Source organism: Ruegeria sp. A4 (assembly GCF_056543025.1).
On record NZ_JBQGAW010000001.1, the window covers coordinates 513,828 to 530,709 of the forward strand.

The 16,882-nt window shown below is 58.7% G+C and carries 17 protein-coding genes; 15 read left to right on the forward strand and 2 right to left on the reverse strand.

Features of this window, described 5'->3' with window-relative positions:
- Nucleotides 1–57: 57 nt before the first annotated feature.
- From ACR0E2_RS02505 to ACR0E2_RS02550, 10 genes are all read left to right on the forward strand, one after another.
- A complete protein-coding gene (locus ACR0E2_RS02505; RefSeq protein WP_480445037.1) occupies nt 58–3,477 on the forward strand; it encodes an indolepyruvate ferredoxin oxidoreductase family protein in 3,420 nt (1,139 codons plus the stop codon).
- Between the two features lie 78 nt (nt 3,478–3,555).
- Complete coding sequence (locus tag ACR0E2_RS02510; protein WP_480445038.1) at nt 3,556–4,434, forward strand: lysophospholipid acyltransferase family protein; 879 nt, start codon at nt 3,556–3,558, stop codon at nt 4,432–4,434.
- Nucleotides 4,435–4,442: 8 nt separating this feature from the next.
- Nucleotides 4,443–5,252: a glutamate racemase gene (locus tag ACR0E2_RS02515; RefSeq protein ID WP_171168294.1), complete on the forward strand. Its 810-nt coding sequence runs from the start codon at nt 4,443–4,445 to the stop codon at nt 5,250–5,252.
- A gap of 94 nt (nt 5,253–5,346) precedes the next feature.
- Nucleotides 5,347–6,375 carry an N-acetyl-gamma-glutamyl-phosphate reductase gene (argC, locus tag ACR0E2_RS02520; RefSeq protein WP_480445040.1) on the forward strand — a complete coding sequence of 343 codons (1,029 nt, stop codon included), beginning with the start codon at nt 5,347–5,349 and terminating at the stop codon, nt 6,373–6,375.
- Nucleotides 6,376–6,382: 7 nt separating this feature from the next.
- Nucleotides 6,383–6,829 (forward strand): cytochrome c maturation protein CcmE, encoded by a 447-nt coding sequence (ccmE, locus tag ACR0E2_RS02525; protein WP_171116077.1) that lies wholly within the window; start codon nt 6,383–6,385, stop codon nt 6,827–6,829.
- A 118-nt stretch (nt 6,830–6,947) separates the two neighbouring features.
- Nucleotides 6,948–7,559 (forward strand): holin-associated N-acetylmuramidase, encoded by a 612-nt coding sequence (locus tag ACR0E2_RS02530; protein WP_480445041.1) that lies wholly within the window; start codon nt 6,948–6,950, stop codon nt 7,557–7,559.
- Nucleotides 7,550–8,128, forward strand: a complete 579-nt coding sequence (locus ACR0E2_RS02535) for a holin family protein (protein WP_480445042.1) — start codon at nt 7,550–7,552, stop codon at nt 8,126–8,128. Before ACR0E2_RS02530 ends, ACR0E2_RS02535 begins: the two co-directional genes overlap by 10 nt.
- A gap of 75 nt (nt 8,129–8,203) precedes the next feature.
- Nucleotides 8,204–10,168 (forward strand): heme lyase CcmF/NrfE family subunit, encoded by a 1,965-nt coding sequence (locus ACR0E2_RS02540; protein ID WP_480445044.1) that lies wholly within the window; start codon nt 8,204–8,206, stop codon nt 10,166–10,168.
- Entirely contained in the window at nt 10,165–10,620 is a 456-nt protein-coding gene (locus ACR0E2_RS02545; protein ID WP_171116069.1) for a cytochrome c-type biogenesis protein, read from the forward strand. Before ACR0E2_RS02540 ends, ACR0E2_RS02545 begins: the two co-directional genes overlap by 4 nt.
- A 75-nt stretch (nt 10,621–10,695) precedes the next feature.
- A complete protein-coding gene (locus ACR0E2_RS02550; RefSeq protein ID WP_152457891.1) occupies nt 10,696–11,472 on the forward strand; it encodes an enoyl-CoA hydratase-related protein in 777 nt (258 codons plus the stop codon).
- A gap of 11 nt (nt 11,473–11,483) precedes the next feature.
- Here ACR0E2_RS02550 and bmt read toward each other — a convergent pair whose 3' ends face one another.
- Both bmt and ACR0E2_RS02560 read right to left on the reverse strand, forming a co-directional pair.
- Nucleotides 11,484–12,497: a betaine--homocysteine S-methyltransferase gene (gene bmt / locus ACR0E2_RS02555; protein ID WP_480445046.1), complete on the reverse strand. Its 1,014-nt coding sequence runs from the start codon at nt 12,495–12,497 to the stop codon at nt 11,484–11,486.
- Nucleotides 12,498–12,619: 122 nt separating this feature from the next.
- The gene (locus ACR0E2_RS02560) at nt 12,620–12,937 is read right to left on the reverse strand and encodes a DUF1476 domain-containing protein (protein WP_152457893.1); all 318 of its coding nucleotides are present in this window, start codon (nt 12,935–12,937) and stop codon (nt 12,620–12,622) included.
- A gap of 187 nt (nt 12,938–13,124) precedes the next feature.
- Between ACR0E2_RS02560 and purC the strand changes: the two genes are divergently transcribed.
- The 5 genes from purC to purQ all read left to right on the forward strand — a co-directional run bounded on the left by purC (nt 13,125) and on the right by purQ (nt 16,759).
- Nucleotides 13,125–13,880 carry a phosphoribosylaminoimidazolesuccinocarboxamide synthase gene (gene purC / locus ACR0E2_RS02565; protein ID WP_117869044.1) on the forward strand — a complete coding sequence of 252 codons (756 nt, stop codon included), beginning with the start codon at nt 13,125–13,127 and terminating at the stop codon, nt 13,878–13,880.
- Nucleotides 13,881–14,019: 139 nt separating this feature from the next.
- The gene (locus ACR0E2_RS02570) at nt 14,020–14,685 is read left to right on the forward strand and encodes a MarC family protein (protein ID WP_480445048.1); all 666 of its coding nucleotides are present in this window, start codon (nt 14,020–14,022) and stop codon (nt 14,683–14,685) included.
- A gap of 115 nt (nt 14,686–14,800) precedes the next feature.
- The gene (gene purS / locus ACR0E2_RS02575) at nt 14,801–15,031 is read left to right on the forward strand and encodes a phosphoribosylformylglycinamidine synthase subunit PurS (protein WP_117872765.1); all 231 of its coding nucleotides are present in this window, start codon (nt 14,801–14,803) and stop codon (nt 15,029–15,031) included.
- Between the two features lie 4 nt (nt 15,032–15,035).
- Nucleotides 15,036–16,079, forward strand: coding sequence for a zinc-dependent alcohol dehydrogenase family protein (locus ACR0E2_RS02580; protein WP_480445050.1), 1,044 nt, complete (start codon nt 15,036–15,038; stop codon nt 16,077–16,079).
- A gap of 11 nt (nt 16,080–16,090) precedes the next feature.
- Nucleotides 16,091–16,759, forward strand: a complete 669-nt coding sequence (gene purQ / locus ACR0E2_RS02585) for a phosphoribosylformylglycinamidine synthase subunit PurQ (protein ID WP_171116059.1) — start codon at nt 16,091–16,093, stop codon at nt 16,757–16,759.
- Nucleotides 16,760–16,882 lie beyond the last annotated feature (123 nt).

The window sequence follows — 16,882 nt, forward strand, 5'->3', positions numbered from 1 at the left end:
TTATGACCTAAAATGAACCCAAGTAAAGCACACTGATCTGACGAGGGGAGACGTCTGATGAGCCAGCCACAGATAACGCTGAACGACCGGTTCGATCTTGAGAAAAACCCGGTTCTTCTGAATGGAACGCAGGCGCTTGTGCGCTTGATGCTGATGCAAAAGGCCAGAGACCGGCAAGCGGGTCTTAACACGGCGGGATTGGTCACCGGGTACCGCGGGTCGCCTTTGGGGGCAGTGGATCAGCAAATGATGCGGGCCCAAAAGCCACTGGCCGAAAGCGATATCACGTTTCAGTTCGGTTTGAACGAAGACCTGGCAGCCACCGCGCTCTGGGGCAGCCAGCAGGCGGGTCTGCGCGGCGACGGCAAATTCGATGGGGTCTTCGGGCTTTGGTATGGCAAGGGGCCGGGCGTTGACCGGTCCGGTGACGTCATGCGCCACGCAAACATGGCAGGGACAGCTAAACATGGCGGTGTACTCATGGCGATGGGCGATGACCATACCGGCGAAAGCTCGACGGTGTTGCATCAGTCGGAATGGTCGCTGGTCGACATGTACATGCCGATCGTCAGCCCGGCTGGCGTTCAGGAAATCCTTGATTATGGAATTTATGGATTTGCACTCAGCCGTTTCGCGGGGGTCTGGGTAGGCCTGAAGACGATGAAAGACACGATCGAAGTCACCTCGGTCGTGGATGGAAGTCCGGACCGGATGCAAATGGTCATCCCAGAATTCGATATGCCGGAAGGTGGGTTGAACATCCGGTTGGGCGATACGCCGCATCTACAGGAAACGCGTGTCATCGATTACAAAAGGTTCGCGGCCGAAACGTTTTCACACGCCAATAAGCTGGACAAACGGATGTGGGGCAAACCCGGCGCCAAGATCGGCTTTGTCGCGGCAGGCAAAAACTGGTTGGACCTGACACATGCGCTTTCGCTTCTGAATATCGACGAAGCCGAGGCCGAGCGTCTGGGGATTACCACATACAAGGTGGGGCAGACATTCCCGCTGGATATGGCCGGGTTCCACGACTGGGCCGAGGGGCTGGACCTGATCGTGATCGTCGAGGAAAAGCGCAAGCTGATCGAGGTTCAGGTGAAAGAGGCCATCTTTGACGACCGGCGCGGACGCCGGGTCTATGGCTGGTACAAAGGCGGTGCCGGGACATTGCACCGCGAAGAACTGTTCCCGACGCGCGGTGCGCTTGACCCGATCATGATCGCTGAAAAGCTGGGCGAGATCCTGATTGAAGAGGGGCGCGAGACCGATGGTATCCGGGCCGGGCTGGCGTCTTTGTCAGAAGCGCGTCGGGCCGACAACGCACAGGAAATAGCGACGCGGCTTCCGTATTTCTGTTCCGGCTGCCCGCATAACAGCTCGACCAGGGTACCGGAAGGCAGCCGCGCCTATGCCGGTATCGGCTGTCACTACATGGTTCAATGGATGGATCGCGAGACGACCGGTTTCACTCAGATGGGTGGGGAAGGCGCCAACTGGATCGGCGAGGCTCCGTTTTCGACGACCAAGCACGTGTTCCAGAACCTTGGCGATGGCACGTACAACCATTCGGGCGTTCAGGCGATCCGGGCTGCATTGTCCGCAGGAACGAACATCACCTTCAAGATCTTGTTCAACGACGCGGTTGCCATGACCGGCGGGCAGGACAATGAAGGCGACCTGACCGCCGAACGGATCGTTGCCGAGGTCAAGGCAATGGGTGTCCGAGAGGTAGCCCTGGTTTACGATGAAAAAGAGAACGTCAACTTCAAGGCTCTGCCTGCCAGCGTTCAGACATACGAGCGTGCCGATCTCATGCAGGTGCAGGAGAAGTTTCGCGAGATCGAGGGCGTATCGGTCATCGTTTACGTACAAACCTGCGCTGCCGAAAAGCGCCGCCGCCGCAAGCGCGGCACATTCCCCGATCCCGACAAGCGCGTGTTCATCAACACCGATGTCTGCGAAGGCTGCGGTGATTGCGGTGTACAGTCAAACTGCGTGTCGATCGTACCCAAACAGACCGAGCTGGGCCGCAAGCGGGCCATCGATCAATCGAGCTGCAACAAGGATTACTCGTGCTTGAACGGTTTCTGCCCGTCTTTCGTGACGCTTGAGGGCGCGAAAATTCGCAAAGAGGCGACGACCGAAATTGATCTGCCAGATTTGCCGACACCAGATCTGCCGAAGATCACCGGCACACACAACGTCGTGATTACCGGCGTCGGCGGTACGGGTGTCGTCACCATTGGCGCCATCCTTGCGCAGGCGGCGCAAATTGACGGCAAAGGCGCGGGCATGATGGAAATGGCCGGCCTGGCGCAGAAAGGCGGCGCAGTCCACATCCACTGTAGATTGGCCAACCGCCCCGAGGACATCAGCGCGATTCGCGTCGCCACTGGCGAGGCCCACGCGCTGGTCGGCGGCGATCTGGTGGTCTCGGCCGGCGCAAAGACGTTGGGCCTGACGCGCACCGGACGTACGGGGGCCGTCGTGAACAGCCATGAAACGGTGACGGGCGACTTCACGCGTGATACCGAGTTCCGCATTCCTGCGGATCAGCTGGAACTGGCCCTGCAAGCGCGGCTGAAAGAAGATGTCTCGCTGTTTGATGCGACCGAACTGGCGCGCGCGGTGATGGGGGATTCAATCTATTCCAACATGATGATCTTCGGCGCGACCTGGCAGCGCGGGCTTTTGCCGGTCAGCCATAAGGCGATCTTTGAGGCCATCGAATTGAACGGCACGGCGGTCGAACGCAACAAACGTGCGTTTGATATTGGACGTTGGGCAATACTGCACCCGGAAGACGTGCAATCCATCCTTGCGCCGACCATGGCCGAGATGCCCAAGACACTGGATCAGATCATCGCGTTTCGCGCGCAGCACCTGACGGAATATCAAAGCGCCTGGCTGGCCAGGCGGTACCGCAAGCTTGTGGACAGCGTCGAGGACACGGATGTGCGCGAAGCGGTGGCAAAAGGGTATCACAAGTTGTTGTCGTACAAGGACGAATACGAGGTTGCGCGCCTTCTTCTGACCAGTCGGGAAAAAGCGGCGGCCGAGTTTGATGGTGACTTCAAGATGACCTTTCACCTTGCCCCGCCGATACTCGGCGGATCGGGCAGCAATGGCAGGCCGAAAAAGCGCGCCTTCAGCGAATCCATCCTGACTGCATTGAAGCTGTTGACCAAACTCAAGGCATTGCGCGGCACTCCACTGGACATTTTCGGGTATTCATCCGAACGCAAGATGGAGCGCGCCCTGATCCGACAGTATGAAAAGGACATGCGCGAGGTTCTGCCCCTGGTGTCGCAGGACACCCGTGATGCGATTGCCGCCCTGGCCCGTTTGCCGCTGGATATCCGCGGATTTGGGCCGGTACTGCGGGAAAATGAGGCCAAGGCTGCGAAACGGCGAGAGGAGCTACTTGCCGTCATCCGCAGCGGTGGGCCTGAATTGCAAGCTGCGGCAGAGTAATTCGTCACAAGGGTGTCACGATAGCTGGTCAAACCTGTTGCTTGTACTTATTTTGCGGGCAGCAAAACGGAGCCCTTCATGTCTTCTCGTCGTCATGTCGTTCGTGACATCTCGTATGCGCATTCCGCCGAAACCAAGGGGGGGCGGTTGGTCATCAGGCTGATGGAGAACACCACGGGACGGTTGCGTCTGATCAAACGGGCCGACGGATACGAACAAGAAGTCGCAAAGGGTCGGGATTTTTGGTCGGTCATGGTCGATCGCTATGGATTGACCTTGGATGTCGTTGGTGGCGCACTGGCGAGTATCCCCAGGGAAGGTCCGCTTATCCTGATTGCAAACCATCCATATGGAATTCTGGATGGGCTGATGATGGGGCATATATTGTCCCAGACCCGTGGTGATTTCCGGATTCTCGCAAATCGCGTTTTCCGCAAGGCCGAAGACCTGAACCGTATCGTTTTGCCTGTTTCGTTTGATGAAACCAAAGAAGCGGTAAAACTGAACCTGGATACGCGGAAGACCGCATTGAATTACCTTGGCGATGGCGGCGCGATCGGGATTTTCCCTGGGGGTACGGTCAGCACTGGCGTTAATCCGTTCGCGCATCCCATGGATCCGGGTTGGCGCGGTTTCACAGCCCGAATGGTGGCCAAGTCCAATGCCACCGTCGTTCCGGTGTTCTTCGACGGGCACACGTCACGTCTGTTCCAGATTGCAAGCCATATGCACAACACCCTGCGTATGGGGTTGCTGATCAAAGAGTTCAAAAAGCGTGTCGATACTCCGGTCAAAGTGGTGATTGGCACGCCTATCGGGCGCGACATTCTGGATCCGCTGGGCAAGGATACGCGCAAGATGATGGATTTCCTGCGCAAAGCGACGTATGAGCTGTCTCCGACACCGCTGAAGTCTTATGACTATGGCTATGAATTTGAGGAACGGCATCGCGCCTGAAGGGGCTAATGGCAGTAGGTATCTTTGATTCCGGATTGGGCGGTCTTACCGTCCTGAGCGCCGCGCAGACACGTCTGCCTGACGTTGATTTCCTGTATTACGCGGACAGCGCGCATGCCCCTTACGGTGTGCGCGATGCCGAGGACATCTATCAGCTGACCCGAAAGGCCGTGCAGGACCTTTGGGATCGTGGCTGCAACTTGGTGATTCTGGCCTGCAACACCGCCAGCGCGGCGGCGCTGCGCCGGATGCAGGAAGAGGGCGTGCCCGAAGGCAAACGTGTGCTTGGTGTCTTTGTTCCCTTGATCGAGGCCCTGACCGAACGGCAATGGGGCGACAATTCCCCCCCACGCGAAGTGGCGGTCAAGCATGTCGCCTTGTTCGCCACGCCAGCCACTGTATCCAGCCGGGCCTTTCAGCGCGAGCTGGCGTTCCGGGCAATTGGCGTGGATGTCGAGGCGCAGGCATGTGGTGGCGTCGTGGATGCCATTGAAGACGGTGACATGATCCTGGCCGAGGCGCTGGTGCGCAGCCATGTGGAAGCCCTCAAGCGCAAGATGCCTGAACCGCAGGCGGCCATTCTGGGCTGTACGCATTACCCGCTTATGGCTGACGTGTTTCAGGCGGCATTGGGACCTGACGTGCAGGTCTATAGCCAGGGGGAACTGGTTGCGGAAAGCCTTGCGGATTATCTCCATCGCCACCCCAACATGCTGGGTAACGGCCCGGGAGGGTTCCTGACGACGGGGAAACCCAATGTGGTGAGCGACCGGGCGACACAGTTCCTCCGACGACAAATCACATTCGAGGCCGCCTGACTTCGGTCAAGGACGCGGCCGCTCTGCTTTCATTAATTCAAGACCGTCGCATCGGCGGTCGTAACATGTGACACACGTTGAGAAGAGGTCTGACATGACCCATAAAATCGCAATTCTGGGCGCTTCGGGTTATACCGGTGCGGAACTGGTGCGGCTGATCGCCGAACACCCCAACATGGAAATCGCCGCGCTGGCCGCCGAACGCAAGGCGGGGATGACCATGGCGCAGGTTTTCCCGCATCTGCGCCACATGGATCTGCCGGACCTGTGCAAGATTTCCGAGATCGATTTTTCCCGGATCGATCTGTGCTTTTGTGCCCTTCCGCACAAGACAAGCCAGGAAGTGATCAGTGCTCTGCCCAAGGATCTGAAGATCATCGATCTGTCTGCTGACTTCCGGCTAACCGACCCGGATGAATATGAAAAGTGGTACGGAAACCCGCATACCGCGCTCGAGCAGCAGGAAGAGGCCGTTTATGGCCTGACCGAGTTTTATCGCGACGAAATCCGGGGCGCGCGGCTGGTGGCGGGCACAGGGTGCAACGCGGCAACCGGTCAATACGTTCTGAGGCCGCTTGTTTCTGCGGGGGTGATTGATCTGGACGATATCGTGCTGGATCTGAAATGCGCAGTATCCGGGGCAGGGCGGTCGCTGAAGGAAAACCTGCTGCACGCCGAACTGAGCGAGGGCACCAACGCCTATGCCGTAGGCGGCACCCACAGGCATCTGGGCGAGTTCGATCAGGAGTTTTCCAAGCTGGCCGGTCGTACGGTTTATGTGCAGTTCACTCCGCACCTGATCCCTGCAAACCGGGGCATTCTGGCCACCACCTACGTGAAAGGTGACCCGAATAGCATCTATGAAACGCTTGCAAAGGCTTATGCGGATGAGCCTTTCATTCAGATGCTGCCGATGGGCGAGACACCGTCGACCCACCACGTGCGCGGGTCCAACTTCTGTCATATCGGGGTTGTGGCAGACCGGATCGAACGGCGCGCGATCGTGATCGCGGCGCTGGATAACCTGACAAAAGGTAGCAGTGGCCAAGCCTTGCAGAACGCCAATCTGATGTTAGGTGAGACTGAAACCCGGGGCCTGATGATGGCACCGTTATTTCCGTGAGGACGGTATGAAAACGCTCAAGAAACGTCGCCGAGTACAAGTCATTCTGGTAGCTGTCGTTGCCTTGGTGGCATCGACGGCGTTGATTGGTTACGCCATGCGCGACGGGATCAACTTTTTCCGCTCGCCAAGCCAGGTGATTGCCGAACCACCCAAGCCGACCGAGGTCTTTCGGATCGGCGGCCTGGTCGAAGAAGGTTCAATCATCCGTGGGCAGGGCGAAACCGTACATTTTGTCGTCACCGACGGCGGCGAAAGCGTCAAGGTTTCTTTCACCGGGGTTCTGCCTGATCTGTTTTCGGAAAATCAGGGCATGGTCGGCACCGGACGTTACGTGAACGGCGTCTTTGAAGCCACTGAAATTCTGGCCAAACATGACGAAACCTATATGCCGAAGGAAGTCGTGGACGCGTTGAAAGAGCAGGGCGTGTACAAAGAGGCTGAAGAAAGCTGACCTGACCCACATTCGTGTTGAGGGCGTTGCGCGCGGGATGCGGGCAGCGCCCTTGGTCGTTCAGGCTTGTTAATTCTTTTTCGGGATCGTCAGCGCCATTCAACCAAATGAGGGCGCTATGCAAACGGTTCGGCAGATTGCCAATGAAATTGTGCGCCGGGAAGGCGGGTACGTGAATGACCCGGACGATCCGGGCGGGGCAACCAAGTTCGGTGTCACGATCCACGCGATGCGCAGGCTTGGGCTGGATCTGACGGGGGATGGGCTGGTTGACGTGGCGGATGTCCGGGCGCTTACTCAGCGCGAGGCGGTCGATATCTTTGTTCAGCACTACTTTGAAAAGCCACGCATCGCGCTGTTGCCGGATGTTCTGCATGCCCCTGTCTTCGACATGTATGTCAATGCCGGTGCGCAAGCAGTTATAATCCTGCAACGGCTTTTGCGTGATATGGGGTTTGACGTGGTGGCAGATGGCGTGATCGGCGCGCAAACGGCGCAGGCGTGCGAAGACGCGGCCCAACCAGATCCCAACGCGTTGCGCGATGCCTACGGCGTGGCGCGGCGGAACTATTACTTTCGGCTGGCCGACAAACGCCCGGCATCCAGAAAATACGCGTGCACCCGATCCGGTGGCAAAGGAGGCTGGATCAAACGGGCCGAAGAGTTTCTGTCGCCACGCTATCGTCTGACGGAAAGTGAATTCAAGGAAAGGGTTGCGGCATGGGGTTGATCTCGGGGGTATTGGCGCTGCTGTTCGGGGGCGGTCGCAACGCTGTGCGTGAGACGGTTGAAATATACCGGGAAAACGCCGAGTCCCGTGCCGAGCGCGCGACAGAGTTGCAAAGTCAGGCAATGACGCAGTTCGGCCGAGAGTTCGCGGTTCCTCAAAAAGGCCTGTTCGACCGCGTCATGGATGGCGTGAACCGGTTGCCGCGCCCGGCCTTGGCGCTTGGAACGCTGGGATTGTTTGTTGCCGCGATGGTGGATCCGCTGTGGTTCGCTGAACGCATGCAGGGCATTGCGCTGGTGCCGGAACCTCTTTGGTGGTTGCTGGGCGTGATTGTCTCTTTTTATTTTGGCGCGCGCCATCAGAGCAAAATGCAGGATTTTCAGCGGGATATAGGCGCAGCCATGCAGCGGTTGCCGACGGTCATGGGGAACATAGAAACGGTGCGGGCCATGCGCAGCGACAGCCCGGGCGTCGCCGACCCCGGCCCCGATGCCAACCTGATACAGAACGCCTCGCGTCCTGATGCGAATCCAGCATTGACCGATTGGCGCAAGCTTCGGGGGCTTTGACCCGCGACACTATGTGCCCCCGGATCGTGCGAAAGTTAATGGCCCCCGGTTCGGCCTCGCAGTATATTCCGGGGCATGATTACAGAGCTTGGCCACTTCGCCCTCATCCTCGCCTTTTTCGTCGCCATCGTGCAAAGCGTGGTGCCTCTGATCGGTGCGTCAAAAAACTGGACCGGCTGGATGGCTTTTGCCGAGCCTGCTGCCATCGTCCAGTTTCTGCTGACTGCATTTTCCTTCGGTGCGCTGATCTGGGCTTTCATCGTGTCGGACTTTTCGCTGCGGATCGTGGTCGAAAACAGTCATTCGGCCAAGCCGATGATCTACAAGATCAGCGGGACGTGGGGAAACCACGAAGGATCGATGCTGCTTTGGGTGCTGATTGTCACGCTGTTCGGAGCGATGGCGGCGTTCTTTGGGGGCGGGTTGCCCCCAAGCCTGAAGGCGCGTGTGCTTGCGGTTCAATCTGCCATTGCCGTGGCATTTTTTGCTTTCATACTGTTTACCTCGAACCCGTTTGACCGGCTGGCAATTGCGCCGTTTGACGGGCGGGATCTGAACCCGTTGTTGCAGGATCCCGGTTTGGCCTTCCACCCGCCATTTCTGTATCTCGGTTATGTGGGGCTGAGCATGGCGTTCAGTTTTGCGATCGCCGCGCTGATCGAAGGGCGTATCGATGCGGCGTGGGGCCGCTGGGTTCGCCCATGGACGCTGGCCGCCTGGGTGTTTTTGACAATCGGCATCGCACTGGGGTCCTGGTGGGCCTATTACGAGCTGGGCTGGGGCGGTTTCTGGTTCTGGGATCCGGTTGAGAACGCTTCTTTCATGCCGTGGCTCCTGGCGGCAGCGCTGCTGCATTCGGCAATCGTTGTTGAAAAGCGCGAGGCGCTGAAAAGCTGGACCATCCTGCTGGCAATCATTGCCTTCGGGTTTTCGCTTATAGGAACATTCATCGTTCGTTCGGGGCTGCTGACTTCGGTTCACGCCTTTGCCAATGACCCGGAACGCGGGGTGTTCATCCTGTTCATTCTTGTGGTTTTCATCGGTGGGGCGTTGACTTTGTTTGCCGCGCGGGCGCAGGCGATGGAGGCCAAGGGTGTTTTCGGCATGGTCAGCCGCGAAAGCGCGCTGATCGTAAACAACGTCCTGCTGGCGGTCAGTTGTTTCGTGGTCTTTGTCGGTACCATGTGGCCGATGGTGGCCGAGATGATGTTTGATCGCAAACTCTCGGTCGGGGCGCCGTTTTTCAACGCTGCATTCTCTCCTTTCATGGTTTTGCTGGGATTGATCCTTCCCATCGGGGCCATGTTGCCGTGGAAACGCGGGCGGATTGGAAAAACGGCCTGGTCGCTGCGCTATGCCTTTGGTCTGGCCTTGGCGATTGCCCTGCTGGTTTGGGCGATGCAGACCGGCCGCAGCGCTTTGGGGCCGGTGGGTCTGTTCCTTGGGGCGTGGATTACATTTGGCGCCATCGTTGATTTGTGGAGCCGTACGGGGCGCAACGGCAGTCTGAAACGCTTGTTCCGTCTGCCTGGGGCGGATTGGGGTAAAGCCGTTGCTCATACCGGGCTGGGTGTTACCATCTTTGCGATTGCAGGCCTGACTGCGTGGGAGGGCGAGGATATTCGCGTCGCCCACCCCAACCAACCTTTCGAAGTGGGACAGTTCACGCTGACGCTGCAAGATGTTCGTCGGGTCGAGGGGCCGAACTATTTTTCGACCACGGCGGATGTTCTGGTTGAAAAGAATGGCCGCCCGATCGGGACATTGCACCCGGAAAAACGGGATTACCCCGTTGCGCGGATGCCCACGACCGAAGCGGCGATCGATTATCGTTTCCTCGGGGACCTTTACGTCGTGATCGGCGATCAACAGGCAGATGGCGGCTGGGTGATGCGAACCTATATCAAGCCGCTTGCAAACTGGATCTGGGGCGGCTGTATCCTGATGGCGCTTGGCGGTGTCCTGAGCCTGTGTGACAGGCGCTTCCGTGTGGCCGCAGGCGCAAGAAAAACCCCGGTCGGCGGAGTACCTGCGGAATGAAACGCCTTGTTCTGATTCTGATGATGCTCGCAACACCCGTCTTTGCGGTGCAGCCTGACGAGGTTCTGGATGATCCGGTACTGGAACAGCGTGCGCGGGATCTCAGCGCCGGACTGCGTTGCCTCGTGTGCCGCAATGAGAGCATCGACGAAAGCAACGCGGATCTCGCGCGTGATCTGCGCGTGTTGTTGCGGGAACGGTTGGTGGCTGGGGATACGGACGAACAGGCGATCGCGTTTATCGTTGATCGGTATGGCGAATACGTACTTCTGAAACCGACTGCCAGCGGCTCGAACCTGTTTTTGTGGCTGGCCGGGCCAATCATGCTGTTGATCGCTGCCGCGGTTGGGTTGAACTTTCTCCGTACCCGGGCCAAGGCCCGTGCTTCGGTGGACTCTGCCGCGTTGAGCGAGGACGAAAAAGAACGTCTGCGTCAAATTCTTGAAGACTGACGCGTGGTTCTGCTTTTCCCGTCCCGTCCGGGTCAGTAAGTGTGCAAAAACACATGGCGCGACGGGAGGGTTTTCATGAATTACGAAACGGTTGCTCTGGAGATTGCAGACGGTCTGGCAGTTCTGACGCTGAACAGGCCGGACAAGATGAACGCGCTGACCACCCAGATGCGGGCAGAGATTACGCACGCCATGAAAGATGCAGCGATCAAGGCGCGCTGTGTCGTCATCACCGGTTCGGGCCCTGCGTTTTGTTCCGGGCAGGATCTGGGCGATGCGTCTTCAACCGGCAAGATCGATCTGGAACGGTCGCTGCGCGATGAATATGAACCGATGCTGGAGACGATCCACAATTGCCCGGTGCCCACGATTGCCGCGGTGAACGGACCGGCGGCCGGGGCAGGCGCGAACCTTGCCCTTTGTGCCGATGTGGTGATTGCCACCGAAAGCGCCTACTTCCTACAGGCATTTGCCCGTATCGGTCTGCTTCCCGATGCCGGGGGAACATGGTTCATGCCCCGTCAGATGGGGTTGGCCAAAGCAATGGGCGCGGCCTTGTTTGCCGAAAAGATCACGGCAAAGCAGGCGGATGAATGGGGCATGATCTGGGAAGCCGTGCCGGATGACGCTTTCGCCGATCATTGGCGCAAAAGGGCAGAGTATCTGGCAAAAGGCCCCACAGCCGCCTATGGCGCGATCAAGCAAGCCATTCGCGGAACGTATGAAAACACTCTGCAACAGCAGCTTGCGACCGAGGCGCACCTGCAAGGCGAATGTGGCCGTTCGAGGGACTTTGCCGAAGGTGTTGTGGCCTTCATGGAAAAACGCCCTCCAAAATTCGAAGGGCGCTGATCAGGCTGACATCATGCGCGGCGGCGGCGGCGTGTGCGACGTTCCGGTGCCGCATCGTCATCCGTCCCGTCCGAGGCGGATGTGAACGGACCCAGCGCATCAGTGATCTGATCGAGCGTCGGGCGTTCACCACGAGGCGTGGTATCCAGCGCCTCACGCATCTTGCGCAGGTGGTCGGGCATGGTTCCGCAGCACCCGCCAATGATGGTCGCGCCGGCATCCCGCGCCATGGCGGCATACTGCCCCATCAGTTCGGGCGTGCCGTCATAATGGATGTGGCCATCCACGTATTTCGGAATGCCTGCATTGCCCTTCGAAATCAGCGGGCGTTCAGTGCCTTGCGCGGCAAATCCCAGTACTGTGCGCAGAATGTCGGATGCGCCGGTGCCGCAGTTCGCACCGAAAGCGATGGGAGGATTCGGCAGAGTTTCGACCAGCTGGGCCAGATCGGCCGATGTGACACCCATCATCGTGCGTCCGGCCGTGTCAAAGCTCATTGTGCCGCACCAGGGCATGTCGGTCAGGGCAAAGGCTTCGGCGGCGGCGCGAAACTCTTCGGGGGCGCTGATGGTTTCCACCCACAGAACATCCACCCCACCTTCTTTCAGCGCTTCCGCCTGTTCGTGGAACATTTCCACGGCTTCCGCGTGCGACAGGCTGCCGACCGGTTCCATGATTTCACCAGTCGGGCCGACCGATCCTGCAACGACGACTGGTCGTCCGGCCTTGTCGGCGATTTCACGTCCCAGCTCGGCGCCGATGCGGTTCAGCTCGCCCACGCGGTTGTGCGCGTCATGCAGTTTCAGCCGTGCCGCTGTGCCGCCGAACGTGTTGGTCAGGAACAGGTCGCTGCCTGCATCAACCGACCCCTGATACAGAGCCCGGATCTTGTCCGGGGCATCCACGTTCCAGAGTTCGGGAGCGTCACCAGATTGCAGGCCCATGTTGAACAGATTCGTTCCCGTGGCACCATCGGCCAGAATGGCGTCATTGGATTCCAGAAGCTTGCTCAGCGCGTTTGTCATAGGGTTGTTCCAGGAAATGGCGCAAAAACGCCGTTAAAAAAAGAGACGCCCCGTGTCTCATGACCAAGGCGTCAAATCAAATTCATAAAACTCATGAAGATCATGAGTCGGACGCTGAAGGCTCAGTTGGTCTCGCTCAGGACCTGCGCCTTGGCTTCGGGCAGAAGCTCGGCCATTTTCGCGCGGATTTCCTCGTCCGAGGACAGGTTGCCCAGATCGCCGGAAACCTTGCGAACGACATCTTCGTGCCCGGCTTCCTCGAAGTCGGAAATCACGACCGTTTTTGCATATTCTTCGGCGTCGGCACCGGATTTACCCAGTTTTTCAGCAGCCCACAGACCCAAAAGCTTGTTGCAGCGGGCTTGTGCCTTGAACTGCATCTCTTCATCATGGGCAAACTTGGCTTCAAAGGCGTTTTCGCGTTCGTCGAACGTCGTCATAGGGCAAGGACCTCTTGGGTTATGTCTTCTTTCCTGATGATATGACTATACGACGTCCCATGCGCAAGGGATTTGCGCTGCGTCAAAGCCTCTCGGGTACATGAACTTGCGGGAAATGGGTGCTTGGACTATGAGGACGCCAACGTGAGGGGACTCAATCCCTCTGTGCAGAGTGGAAAGGTCGCTTATGGCGCGTCGCAAGAAAATCTATGAAGGCAAGGCCAAGATTCTGTACGAAGGCCCCGAACCGGGAACGATTGTCCAGTATTTCAAGGATGACGCCACTGCCTTCAACGCGGAAAAGAAGGACGTGATCGACGGCAAGGGTGTGCTCAACAACCGCCTGTCGGAGTTCTTCATGACCGGCCTGACCCAGATCGGCATTCCGAACCACTTCATTCGCCGCCTGAATATGCGTGAACAGCTGGTTCGCAACTGCGAAATCGTTCCGCTGGAAGTGATCGTGCGCAACTATGCCGCCGGATCGATGTCCAAGCGCCTGGGCATTGCAGAGGGCACGCAGCTGCCGCGCCCGATCGTCGAGTACTGCTACAAGGACGATTCGCTGGGTGATCCGTTGGTCACCGAAGAACACATCGCCGCGTTTGGCTGGGCCAGCCAGCAGGACATGGACGATATCCTCAGCCTTGCCTTGCGCGTGAACGATTTCATGAGCGGTGTGATGCTGGCGGTGGGCATTCGTCTGGTCGACTTCAAGATCGAGATCGGCCGCGTGTTTGAAGGCGATTATCAGCGCCTGATTGTTGCTGACGAAATCAGCCCCGACAGCTGCCGCCTGTGGGATATCGAAACCGGTCAGAAGCTGGACAAGGACGTGTTCCGCCGTGATTTGGGCAGTTTGACCGACGCCTATTCCGAAGTTGCACGCCGACTGGGTGTCCTGCCCAGCAACAATGTCACCAAGCCGACGCTTATCAACTAGGAACGGCCGGACTAGAATAATACCAAAGCGCCGCAACCGTGTTTGCGGCGCTTTTTCGTTCGCGGTTGAAATTGACAGTTTCTCGTTTCCCCAGCATGTTTGCCTCGGGCAGGCACAAAAGGTTCAGGATGGGTGTCAAATGGCGGAACTGTTTGATCAGACAGTATTTCTGAAGTTTCTGGCCGCCGTGCTTGCAATCTTCAATCCGCTTTACAACATCCCCATTTTCCTGAGCATGACCAAGAACTGCACTGCGGCAGAGCGGCGGCACGTTGCGGTTGTTGTCATGATCTCGGTTACCGTCATTGCGCTGACCGCTGTCGTGATCGGGGAAGAGGTGCTTGGGGTTTTTGGCATTGATGTGCCGGCTTTCCGGATTGCCGGAGGGATCATCATTTTCGGAATCGGGATGTCGATGTTGAAGGCCGAGGACCGGCCGCCGGGCGATCAGGCCGCGATGGACGACGGGCACGAGCGGAAACTGAATTTTGCGGTCGTACCGCTGGCGATACCTTTGACCATAGGGCCGGGCACGATTGCCATCACGATCGTTTTTTCGCACCAACTGTCGAACGGCGCCGAAATCGTGACGCTGGGTTCGGCGATCCTGATTGCCTGCGCGATCGTGGGGCTGGGATTGTTGTTCGCAGATCAGATCTCGCGCCTGTTGGGTGAGACAATGATCAACGTCCTGACCCGGATCATGGCCATCCTGCTGGTCGCCGTCGCGGTCGAGATGGTTCTGACTGGCACGTTCCATGCAATTGACGCGCATTACCCGGGATTGGGCAAAGAAGGCGGATAGTTGGATTGCTGCGGCAAACTGCTTTGCAAACAGGGTTGTCGAAAGCCATTTGGCGCGCTATCCCCCGCGCAACGAAATGGGCCTCGGATTGCGGCCCGCAGGTGGAGTTGCCAAAATGAAAGCACGGGTTCATGTGATGCTCAAGAACGGGGTGCTGGACCCGCAGGGCGAAGCGGTTCGGCACGCATTGGGCGCAATGGGCTTTGATCAGGTCGAAGGTGTGCGTCAGGGCAAGGTGATCGACCTTGAACTGGCCGACGGCGCGACCGAAGCAGATGTGACCGAGATGTGCGAAAAGCTTTTGGCCAACACGGTTATCGAACGCTACGAGATCGAACTGGTCTGATGGAATGCGGGCCGCGCGTCTGATCACCTACCGTCAGCCGCTTGAGGTAACGACGATCCCGGATCCCGCACCGGCGGAAGACGGCGTGGTCGTGCGGGTGCTGGCCTGCGGCGTGTGCCGGTCTGACTGGCACGCATGGTCTGGTTCGGACCCGGACGTCATCCTGCCCATGACGCCAGGGCACGAGTATTGCGGCGAGGTGGTTTCCGTCGGCGCGCGCGTCACCCGGTGGCGTGTCGGGGATCGGGTGATTGCGCCTTTCATTCTGGCCTGTGGCCGGTGTCCGGATTGTGCGCAGGGTCATCAGACGATCTGCGCGGATCAGGTTGTGCCGGGGTTCACCTGTGACGGCGCTTTTGCGGAATATGTCGCAGTGGCCCATGCTGACGCGAACCTGACATCCTTGCCGGACAGCATCGCGCCGGACATCGCGGCCGCGTTGGGTTGCCGCGTGACGACAGCGTGGCAGGCATTGGTCGGTCGGGCACAGGTTCAGGGCGGTGAATGGATTGCCGTCTTCGGCGGCGGCGGTGTCGGAATATCCACTTTGCTGCTGGGCAAGGCGCTTGGTGCACGTGTGGTAATTGTCGACATCACGGATGACAAACTGAACTATGCCAAGGCTCTGGGCGCAGATGCGGTGGTCAATGCGGCAACCAGCGATGCGCCGCAGGCGGTGAAGGATATCACCGGTGGCGGTGCCCATGTCGCGATCGAGGCGCTTGGCGTCGAAGCTACGACCGTTTCCGCTATGCGTTCCCTGCGCAAAATGGGGCGCATGGTGCAGATCGGGATGCCTGCCGGAGATCACACCCAGATGGCGTTGCCGATGGATGTGCTTTACTCTGGCCAGCTTTCTGTCTTTGGCACACGCGGAATGCCAAGCTGGCGCTATCCGTCTTTGTTGTCGCTGATCGCGGGCGGTGGAATTGACCTGAGCCCGTTGGTCACGCGAAAAATATCTCTCAACCAGGTGAGCGCCGAGCTTGCCGCCTTTGACCATCCAACCCCTCCGGGCGTTGCGGTCGTCACCGATTTTGTCTCGTAGGAGGGCCCGCCATGCGCGCAGCCGTAATCGTTTTCCCCGGATCGAACTGTGACCGAGACCTTGCGGTCGCTTTTGAGCAGGCCGGTTTTCAGGTCGACATGGTCTGGCACAAGGATGCGGCGCTGCCGGACGGTGTCGATATCGTGGGCGTTCCGGGCGGGTTTTCTTACGGTGACTATCTGCGGTGCGGTGCAATCGCTGCGCAGTCGCCGATCTGCAAGGCCGTGGTCAACCACACCGAACGCGGCGGTTATGCGGTCGGAATCTGCAACGGATTTCAGGTTCTGACGGAAACAGGTATCCTGCCGGGGGCGCTGCTGCGCAATGCCGGGCTGAAATACATCTGCAAGACTGTGGGCCTGAAAGTCGAAACCAGCGACAGCGTGTTTACCGGTGGCTATAACGCAGGCGACGTGATCGGTATTCCGATTGCGCATCACGACGGCAACTATTTCGCGGATGACGCAACGCTGGCGGCGTTGAGAGATCAGGACAGGATCGCATTCACCTATACCGAGAACCCCAACGGCTCGGTCGGTGATATCGCGGGGATCCTTTCCGAAAACCGTCGTGTTCTGGGTATGATGCCGCATCCCGAGCGTGCGGCCGATCAAGGGCATGGCGGCACCGACGGGGCGGCGCTGTTCCGCGCATTGTCAGGTGTGTTTGAAGCGGCGTGACTTGAGGTCACGCGCGCCCACGCGTAACGTCTGATCATGAACTCGGACGTGCGATCAGGCTGGTCAAAGCTGCTGAAACCGTTTCGCGGCGCCCCGTTGGGGTGGCGGTTGCGGCTGGCTGTA

What these genes read in the sequence shown, in the direction of transcription:
- ACR0E2_RS02545 (WP_171116069.1), top strand. Translation starts at nt 10,165, where the DNA reads ATGAAACGCCTTGTTCTGATTCTGATGATGCTCGCAACACCCGTCTTT.
- bmt (WP_480445046.1), bottom strand. Translation starts at nt 12,497, where the DNA reads ATGACAAACGCGCTGAGCAAGCTTCTGGAATCCAATGACGCCATTCTG.
- ACR0E2_RS02515 (WP_171168294.1), top strand. Translation starts at nt 4,443, where the DNA reads ATGGCAGTAGGTATCTTTGATTCCGGATTGGGCGGTCTTACCGTCCTG.
- purC (WP_117869044.1), top strand. Translation starts at nt 13,125, where the DNA reads ATGGCGCGTCGCAAGAAAATCTATGAAGGCAAGGCCAAGATTCTGTAC.
- ACR0E2_RS02530 (WP_480445041.1), top strand. Translation starts at nt 6,948, where the DNA reads ATGCAAACGGTTCGGCAGATTGCCAATGAAATTGTGCGCCGGGAAGGC.
- ccmE (WP_171116077.1), top strand. Translation starts at nt 6,383, where the DNA reads ATGAAAACGCTCAAGAAACGTCGCCGAGTACAAGTCATTCTGGTAGCT.
- ACR0E2_RS02560 (WP_152457893.1), bottom strand. Translation starts at nt 12,937, where the DNA reads ATGACGACGTTCGACGAACGCGAAAACGCCTTTGAAGCCAAGTTTGCC.
- ACR0E2_RS02550 (WP_152457891.1), top strand. Translation starts at nt 10,696, where the DNA reads ATGAATTACGAAACGGTTGCTCTGGAGATTGCAGACGGTCTGGCAGTT.
- ACR0E2_RS02535 (WP_480445042.1), top strand. Translation starts at nt 7,550, where the DNA reads ATGGGGTTGATCTCGGGGGTATTGGCGCTGCTGTTCGGGGGCGGTCGC.
- ACR0E2_RS02580 (WP_480445050.1), top strand. Translation starts at nt 15,036, where the DNA reads ATGCGGGCCGCGCGTCTGATCACCTACCGTCAGCCGCTTGAGGTAACG.
- purQ (WP_171116059.1), top strand. Translation starts at nt 16,091, where the DNA reads ATGCGCGCAGCCGTAATCGTTTTCCCCGGATCGAACTGTGACCGAGAC.
- argC (WP_480445040.1), top strand. Translation starts at nt 5,347, where the DNA reads ATGACCCATAAAATCGCAATTCTGGGCGCTTCGGGTTATACCGGTGCG.
- purS (WP_117872765.1), top strand. Translation starts at nt 14,801, where the DNA reads ATGAAAGCACGGGTTCATGTGATGCTCAAGAACGGGGTGCTGGACCCG.
- ACR0E2_RS02505 (WP_480445037.1), top strand. Translation starts at nt 58, where the DNA reads ATGAGCCAGCCACAGATAACGCTGAACGACCGGTTCGATCTTGAGAAA.
- ACR0E2_RS02570 (WP_480445048.1), top strand. Translation starts at nt 14,020, where the DNA reads ATGGCGGAACTGTTTGATCAGACAGTATTTCTGAAGTTTCTGGCCGCC.
- ACR0E2_RS02510 (WP_480445038.1), top strand. Translation starts at nt 3,556, where the DNA reads ATGTCTTCTCGTCGTCATGTCGTTCGTGACATCTCGTATGCGCATTCC.
- ACR0E2_RS02540 (WP_480445044.1), top strand. Translation starts at nt 8,204, where the DNA reads ATGATTACAGAGCTTGGCCACTTCGCCCTCATCCTCGCCTTTTTCGTC.